Origin of the sequence: Kitasatospora sp. NPDC057936 (assembly GCF_042887525.1) — a bacterium.
Taxonomy (GTDB): domain Bacteria; phylum Actinomycetota; class Actinomycetes; order Streptomycetales; family Streptomycetaceae; genus Kitasatospora.
In genome coordinates, this window is sequence record NZ_JBHVPD010000167.1 from 1 (window position 1) to 7,322 (window position 7,322).

Consider the following 7,322-nt stretch of genomic DNA (forward strand, 5'->3'; position numbering starts at 1 on the left):
CTCCCGCCCGCGGGGGGCGCGCCCCCCCCCCGGGGGGGCCCCCCCCCGCCCGGCGGCGCATCGGCACCCGGCCCGCCCGCCGGCGCCACCCCGCACAACCGCCCGACGGACGGGACCCCGCATGACCACCGAGACCAGTCCTTCCGATTCCGGTCCCGCCGGCTACGGAGCGGCCAGAGCCGCGCTGCTCGCCGGCCCCGGCCCGGCCGGCCGCGAACGCCGCGCCGCGCTCGCCCGGCTCACCGACGACTGGCTGGCGGGCCTGCTCGCGTCCGCCGGTGCCCCCGCCGGCGTCGCCCTGGTCGCCGTCGGCGGCTACGGGCGCGGCGAACTCTCCCCGCGCAGCGACCTCGACGTCCTCCTGCTGCACTCCGGCCGGATCGACCGGGAGCTGCCCGAGCGGATCTGGTACCCCGTGTGGGACGCGGGGGCCTCCCTCGACCACTCGGTGCGCACCGTCGCCGAGGCGCGGTCCGTCGCCGCCGCCGACCTCAAGGCGCAGCTCGGCCTGCTGGACGCCCGCCACGTCGCCGGGGACGAGTCGCTGACCGCGGCCCTGCGCTCCGCCGTCCTCGGCGACTGGCGGGCCGGCGCCCCGGCCCGGCTGCCCGAGCTGCGCGAGCTCGGCCGGGAGCGGGCCGAGCGGCACGGCGAGCTGTCGTTCCTGCTGGAGCCCGACCTCAAGGAGGCCCGGGGCGGCCTGCGCGACGTCGTCGCGCTCAACGCGGTCGCCGCGACCTGGCTCGCCGACGCCCCGCGCGACGGCCTCGACGACGCCGCGCTGCGGCTGGCCGACGTCCGCGACGCGCTGCACCTGGCCACCGGCCGGGCCACCGAGCGGCTCAGCCTCCAGGACCAGGACCAGGTCGCCGAGCGGCTCGGCGTGCTGGACGCCGACGCGCTGCTGCGCCAGGTCTACGAGGCCGCCCGGACCATCGCCTACGCGAGCGACGTCACCTGGCGGGCGGTGGACCGGGTGCTCGCCGCCCGGTCCGGCCGGGGCCGACGGCCGGGGCGGCTGGCCTTCCCGTTCGGCGGCGCCGGGCGCGGTTCGGGCGCGGTGGCGCGCGGCGCGGTCGAGCGCCGCCCGCTCGCCGAGGGCGTCGTCGAGCAGGACGGCGAGGCGGTGCTCGCGCAGGGCGCCCGCCCGGCCGCCGACCCCGTCCTGCCGCTGCGCGCCGCGGCGGCCGCCGCGCAGAACGGGCTCACCGTCTCGTACGCGACGGTCCGCAGGCTCGCCGCCGAGTGCCGCCCGCTGCCCGTGCCCTGGCCCGACGAGGCGCGCGAGCAGCTGGTCACGCTGCTCGGCGCCGGCGAGGCGGCCGTGCCGGTGTGGGAGGCGCTGGAGGCCGAGGGCGTGGTCACCCGGCTGCTGCCGGACTGGGAGCGGGTCCGCTGCCGCCCCCAGCGCAACGCGGTGCACCGGTGGACGGTGGACCGCCACCTCGTCGAGACGGCGGTGCGGGCCGCCGCGATGACCCGCCGGGTGGCCCGGCCCGACCTGCTGCTGGTCGCCGCGCTGCTGCACGACATCGGCAAGGGCTGGCCCGGTGACCACAGCGAGGCCGGCGAGGTGATCGTGCGCGACGTCGCCGTCCGGATGGGCTTCGACCCCGAGGACACCGAGACCCTCGCGGTGCTGGTCCGCCACCACCTGACCCTGGTCGACACCGCCACCCGGCGGGACCCGGACGACCCGGCCACCGTCGAGGCGATCACCAAGGTGGTCACCACCCTGCCGCGCCTGGAACTGCTGCACGCGCTCACCGAGGCGGACGCGCTGGCCACCGGCCCGGCGGCGTGGAGCACCTGGCGCGCCTCGCTGGTGGACGGCCTGGTGGCGCGGGCCGCCGCCCAGCTGTCCGGGGGACCGGCGGCGCCGGCCGAGGCGGCGCCCACGGCCGAGCAGGAGCGGCTCGCCGTCGAGGCCGCGCGCACCGACGCCCCGGCGCTGGCGCTCCAGGCCCAGGCGGAGACGGCGGGCCCGCCTGCGGCGCAGCCGCCCCTCACGACCCCGCCGGAGCCGATGGGCGTGGAGCTGACGCTGGCCGTCCCGGACCGGCCCGGACTGCTCGGCACGGTCGCCGGGGTGCTCGCGCTGCACCGGCTGACCGTCCGCTCGGCGGGCCTGCGCGAGCTGGACCCGATCGGCGCGGGCCCGGTCCTGCTGCTCTCCTGGCGGGTGGCGGCCGAGTACGGCGAGCTGCCGGAGGCCGCCCGGCTGCGCGCGGACCTGCGCCGGGCGCTGGACGGCTCGCTGGACGTCGCCCGCCGGCTCGCCGAGCGGGACGCGGCGGCCCCGCGGCGCCGGGGCATCCCGACCCCGCCGCCGCTGGTCACGGTCGCGCCCGCGGTGGCCTCGGCGACGGCGACCGTCCTGGAGGTCCGCGCGCACGACGCCCCCGGGTTGCTGCACCGGATCGGCCGGGCGCTGGACGAGGCCGGCGTCCGGGTGCGCACCGCGCACGTCTCCACGCTCGGCGCGGACGCCGTCGACTCCTTCTACCTGACCGACGGGGAGGGCCGCCCGCTGGCCGCCCAGCGGGCCGGGGAGGTGGCGGCCGCGGTCCGCGCGGCACTGGGCTGAACGGGGTCGCGGGCCCGGTGGAAAGGGGCCGCGGACCCGGTCCGTACGGGGGTGGAGACCGTACCCGGGGTGGCCGGATACCCTTGGGGGCGACGACCGTACCGATACCGATGCCGCAGAGGACCCGCGACGACGTGTTCGACACCCTTTCCGATCGCCTCGCAGCGACGTTCAAGAACCTCCGGGGCAAGGGCCGCCTCAGCGAGGCGGACATCGACGCCACCGCCCGCGAGATCCGCATCGCGCTGCTGGAGGCGGACGTCGCGCTGCCGGTCGTCCGGGCCTTCATCAAGCAGGTCAAGGACCGGGCGCTCGGTGCCGAGGTCTCGGGCGCGCTGAACCCGGCGCAGCAGATCATCAAGATCGTCAACGAGGAGCTCATCGCGATCCTCGGCGGCGAGACCCGTCGGGTGCGGTTCGCGAAGAACGGCCCCACGGTGATCATGCTCGCCGGTCTGCAGGGTGCCGGTAAGACCACCCTCGCGGGCAAGCTCGGCCACTGGCTGAAGAAGCAGAAGCACACCCCGCTGCTGGTCGCCTGCGACCTCCAGCGCCCCAACGCGGTCAACCAGCTCCAGGTGGTCGCCGAGCGCGCCGGCGTGGCCTTCTACGGCCCGCAGCCGGGCAACGGCGTCGGCGACCCGGTGCAGGTGGCCAAGGACTCGATCGAGTACGCCAAGCAGAAGCAGTACGACGTCGTCGTCGTCGACACCGCCGGCCGCCTCGGCATCGACGCCGAGCTGATGCAGCAGGCCGCGGACATCCGCGCCGCGGTCGAGCCGGACGAGGTCCTGTTCGTCGTCGACGCGATGATCGGCCAGGACGCGGTCACCACCGCGCAGGCCTTCCTCGACGGCGTCGACTTCACCGGTGTCGTGCTCTCCAAGCTCGACGGCGACGCCCGCGGCGGTGCCGCCCTGTCGGTCGCGCACGTCACCGGCCGGCAGATCATGTTCGCCTCGAACGGCGAGAAGGTCGACGACTTCGACGCCTTCCACCCGGACCGGATGGCCTCGCGCATCCTCGGCATGGGTGACGTCCTCTCGCTGATCGAGAAGGCCGAGCAGACCTTCTCGCAGGCCGAGGCCGAGAAGATCGCCGCCAAGCTGCGCGGCGGCCCGAAGGCCTTCACGCTGGACGACTTCCTGTCCCAGCTGGAGCAGGTCCAGAAGATGGGCTCGATCTCCAAGCTGCTCGGCATGCTGCCCGGCATGGGCCAGATCCGCGAGCAGATCAACAACATCGACGACAAGGACGTCAACCGCGTCGGCGCGATCATCAAGTCGATGACGCCGGCCGAGCGTGCCGAGCCGGAGCTGATCAACGGCTCCCGCCGGGCCCGCATCGCCAAGGGTTCGGGCGTCCAGGTCGGCGAGGTCAAGAACCTGGTCGAGCGGTTCTTCGACGCCCGCAAGATGATGTCCGCGATGGCCTCCGGCAAGGGCATGCCCGGCATGCCGGGGATCCCGGGCATGGGCGGCGGCGCGAAGAAGTCCGCGAAGAAGGCCCCGCAGGCCAAGGGCAAGCGCAAGAGCGGCAACCCGCTGAAGCGCGCGCAGGAGGAGGCGGCCGCCGCCGAGCGGCGCGCACTCGGCCCGGGCGGCGCCCAGGCCCCGGCCGACGGCGGGGCGTTCGGCCTCGGCGCGGGCAAGGGACCGGCCGACTTCGAGCTCCCCAAGGAGTTCAAGGACCTGCTGTAGGCATCCGGGCGGTCCGGTGCCCGTCGGCCCGGCCGGGGCCCGTCGGCCCGCCACCGTCCCCGCCGTCGTCACCGATCGGCCCGTCGTCCGGATTATCCGGGCGGCGGGCCGATCGCGTGTCCGATGATGGTGGGGTGCGAGTGACGATCAGGGCCCCGCGGGCCGAGGACGAGGGTGCGTACGCCGAGGCGGTCCGACGGTCCGCCGAGCACGTCGGGCGGTGGAACCCGGTCGAGCCGAACGGGCTGCCCGACCTGCTGGAGCGCCAGGGGGCCGGCCTGCGGACCTTCCTGATCGTCGACCGCGAGACCGGCGGGCTGGTCGGCAAGGTGAACGTGGCCAACATCGTGATGGGCCGCTTCTGCAACGCCTCCCTCGGCTACGACTCCTACCTGCCGTTCGCCGGCACCGGGCGGATGACCGAGGGCATGCGGCTGGTCGTGGACCGCTGCTTCGCCCCGCAGCCGGCGGGCGGGCTCGGGCTGCACCGGCTGGAGATCAACGTGCAGCCGGACAACGAGCGGTCGATCGCGCTGGCGAAGCGGCTGGGCTTCCGGCACGAGGGCTACACGCCGCGGATGCTGTTCCTGCAGGGCGCCTGGCGCGACCACGAGCGGTTCGCGATGACCGTCGAGGAGTGGCCGGGCTCGGGCGCCTAGCGGGTGTGCCCGGCGGGCGTCCGGCGGGCATCCGGCGGTCGGGGTGGGGGCGGCCGCGGTCGGGGCCGCTCGGGGGCGGGGCGGGGCTGTCCCGGGGCCGCTCGGGGCGGGTCGGGAGGCCGCGCGGGGCTGACCCGGGGGCCGCTCTGGGGTGCGGCGTTGCGGTTGGCCCGCCCGAGCGTGCGTCCGTATCGTCCGAGAGGTGACCGAACCCGTCCCGCCGCGCCAGACCCCCGACCAGCCCTGGCGGTCGGAGGGCGCCCCGCCCCCGCCGCCGCCCCGCCGCCGGATGCCCGGCGGCTGGATGGGCCTCATCCTCACCGCGCTCGTGGTGTTCCTGATCTCGGACGTGCTGCTGTCCTTCTTCGGCAACGAGGGCGCCACGACGATCTCCTACACCGAGTTCAACAACCAGCTGAACAAGGGCAACATCACCAAGATCTACTCCAAGGGCGACGCCATCGAGGGCACCCTCAAGTCCGCCCAGCCCCGGCCGGACGGCGCCAAGGGCGACTACACCGACTTCGCCACCCAGCGGCCCTCCTTCGCCAACGACAACCTCTGGGCCACCCTCCAGCAGCAGGGCATCGAGGTCACCGCCACCTCGCCGGTCGTCCAGCAGCGCAGCTTCCTCTCCAACCTGCTGCTCTCGCTGGCCCCGATGCTGCTGCTGGTCTTCATCTGGGTGCTGCTCGCCCGCCGGATGTCCGGCGGCCTCGGCGCCGGGCCGCTCGGCCGCAAGGCGCCGCCCAAGCCGGTGGTCGCGGAGGAGGGCAAGCGCACCACCTTCGCCGACGTGGCCGGCATCGACGAGGTCGAGGCCGAACTCGCCGAGGTCGTCGACTTCCTGAAGAACCCGCAGCGGTACCGCATGATGGGCGCCAAGATGCCGCGCGGCGTGCTGCTGAGCGGCCCGCCCGGCACCGGCAAGACGCTGCTCGCCCGGGCCGTCGCCGGCGAGGCCAACGTGCCGTTCTTCTCCGCCTCCGCCTCCGAGTTCATCGAGATGATCGTCGGCGTCGGCGCCAGCCGCGTCCGCGAACTCTTCGCCGAGGCGCGCAAGGTGGCGCCGGCGATCGTCTTCATCGACGAGATCGACACCATCGGCCGCCAGCGCGGCGGGGGCGGCGGCCTCGGCGGGCACGACGAGCGCGAGCAGACGCTCAACCAGATCCTCACCGAGATGGACGGCTTCACCGGCTCCGAGGGCGTCATCGTGATCGCCGCGACCAACCGGGCCGACGTGCTCGACCCCGCGCTGCTGCGCCCCGGCCGCTTCGACCGGCGGATCACCGTCAGTCCGCCGGACCGCGAGGGGCGCGCCGCGATCCTCGCCATCCACTCCCGGACCGTCCCGCTGGCCGGCGACGCCGACCTCACCCGGCTGGCCAAGGTCACCCCCGGGATGACCGGCGCCGAGCTCGCCAACCTCGTCAACGAGGCCGCCCTGCTGGCCGTCAAGCGCAAGCAGGACGCCGTCAACGAGCGGGACCTCTCGGACGCGCTGGAGAAGGTCCAGCTCGGCGCCGTCCGGCCGCTGGTGATGCCGCAGGAGGAGCGCGAGCGCACGGCGTACCACGAGAGCGGGCACGCGCTGCTGGGGATGCTCCAGCCCGGCGCCGACCCGGTCCGCAAGATCACCATCGTGCCGCGCGGCCGGGCGCTCGGCGTCACGCTCTCCACGCCCGAGAACGACCGCTACTCGTACACCGAGCCCTACCTGCGCGGCCGGATCATCGGCGCGCTCGGCGGGATGGCGGCCGAGCAGGTCGTCTACGGGGTCATCACCACGGGCGCGGAGAGCGACCTGGAGCAGGTCACCAACATCGCCCGGGGGATGGCCGGCCGCTGGGGCATGAGCGAGCGGGTCGGGCGGCTCACCGCCGTGCCCGCCGACCCGCAGGGGGCGTACGGGCTCTCCGCCGCCCCGACCACGCTCGACGCGGTGGACGAGGAGGCCCGGCGGATCGTCGCCGAGTGCTACGAGGACGCGGTGCGGATCCTGACCGAGCAGCGGACCCGGCTCGACGCGCTGGCGGCGGCGCTGCTGGAGGCGGAGACGCTGGACGAGGCGCAGGCCTACCGGGCCGCCGGGGTGCCGCGGGAGGCGGCCGAGGACGGGGACGCTTCGTAGGGCGGCGGGGCGCGGCGGGTCCCGGTGGGGCCATGCGGGGCCGTTCGGTGCGCGGCGGGGCCCGGTGGTGCGCGGCGGGGCCGTGCAGGGCAGTTCGGGGAAGCGCGGGTAGAAGGCCGGGGGGGGGGGGGCCGGGGGGGGGGGCCCCCCCCGGGGGGGCGCGACGGGGGGGGGCCCCCCCCCCCCGCGGGCCGCCGGGCCGGGGGGCCGCGGGGGTGGATTAAAAAAAAAAAAAACCCCCA

At 75.8% G+C, this 7,322-nt stretch carries 4 protein-coding genes; all 4 read left to right on the forward strand.

Translation table 11 applies throughout. The features are described from left to right. The first annotated feature begins 121 nt into the window (after positions 1–121). Positions 122–2,587, forward strand: coding sequence for a [protein-PII] uridylyltransferase (locus ACFVU9_RS44385; RefSeq protein WP_380443849.1), 2,466 nt, complete (start codon positions 122–124; stop codon positions 2,585–2,587). Positions 2,588–2,721: 134 nt separating this feature from the next. Then, a complete protein-coding gene (gene ffh, locus ACFVU9_RS44390; RefSeq protein WP_380443916.1) occupies positions 2,722–4,287 on the forward strand; it encodes a signal recognition particle protein in 1,566 nt (521 codons plus the stop codon). A gap of 134 nt (positions 4,288–4,421) precedes the next feature. Beyond that, a complete protein-coding gene (locus ACFVU9_RS44395; protein WP_380443851.1) occupies positions 4,422–4,946 on the forward strand; it encodes a GNAT family N-acetyltransferase in 525 nt (174 codons plus the stop codon). 202 nt (positions 4,947–5,148) lie between these two features. Further along, positions 5,149–7,080: an ATP-dependent zinc metalloprotease FtsH gene (ftsH, locus tag ACFVU9_RS44400; protein WP_380443853.1), complete on the forward strand. Its 1,932-nt coding sequence runs from the start codon at positions 5,149–5,151 to the stop codon at positions 7,078–7,080. The last annotated feature ends 242 nt before the right edge of the window (positions 7,081–7,322 follow it).

Bases quoted from the DNA above. Each gene is read 5' to 3' on its own strand.
- ACFVU9_RS44385 (WP_380443849.1), top strand. From the start codon at position 122: ATGACCACCGAGACCAGTCCTTCCGATTCCGGTCCCGCCGGCTACGGA.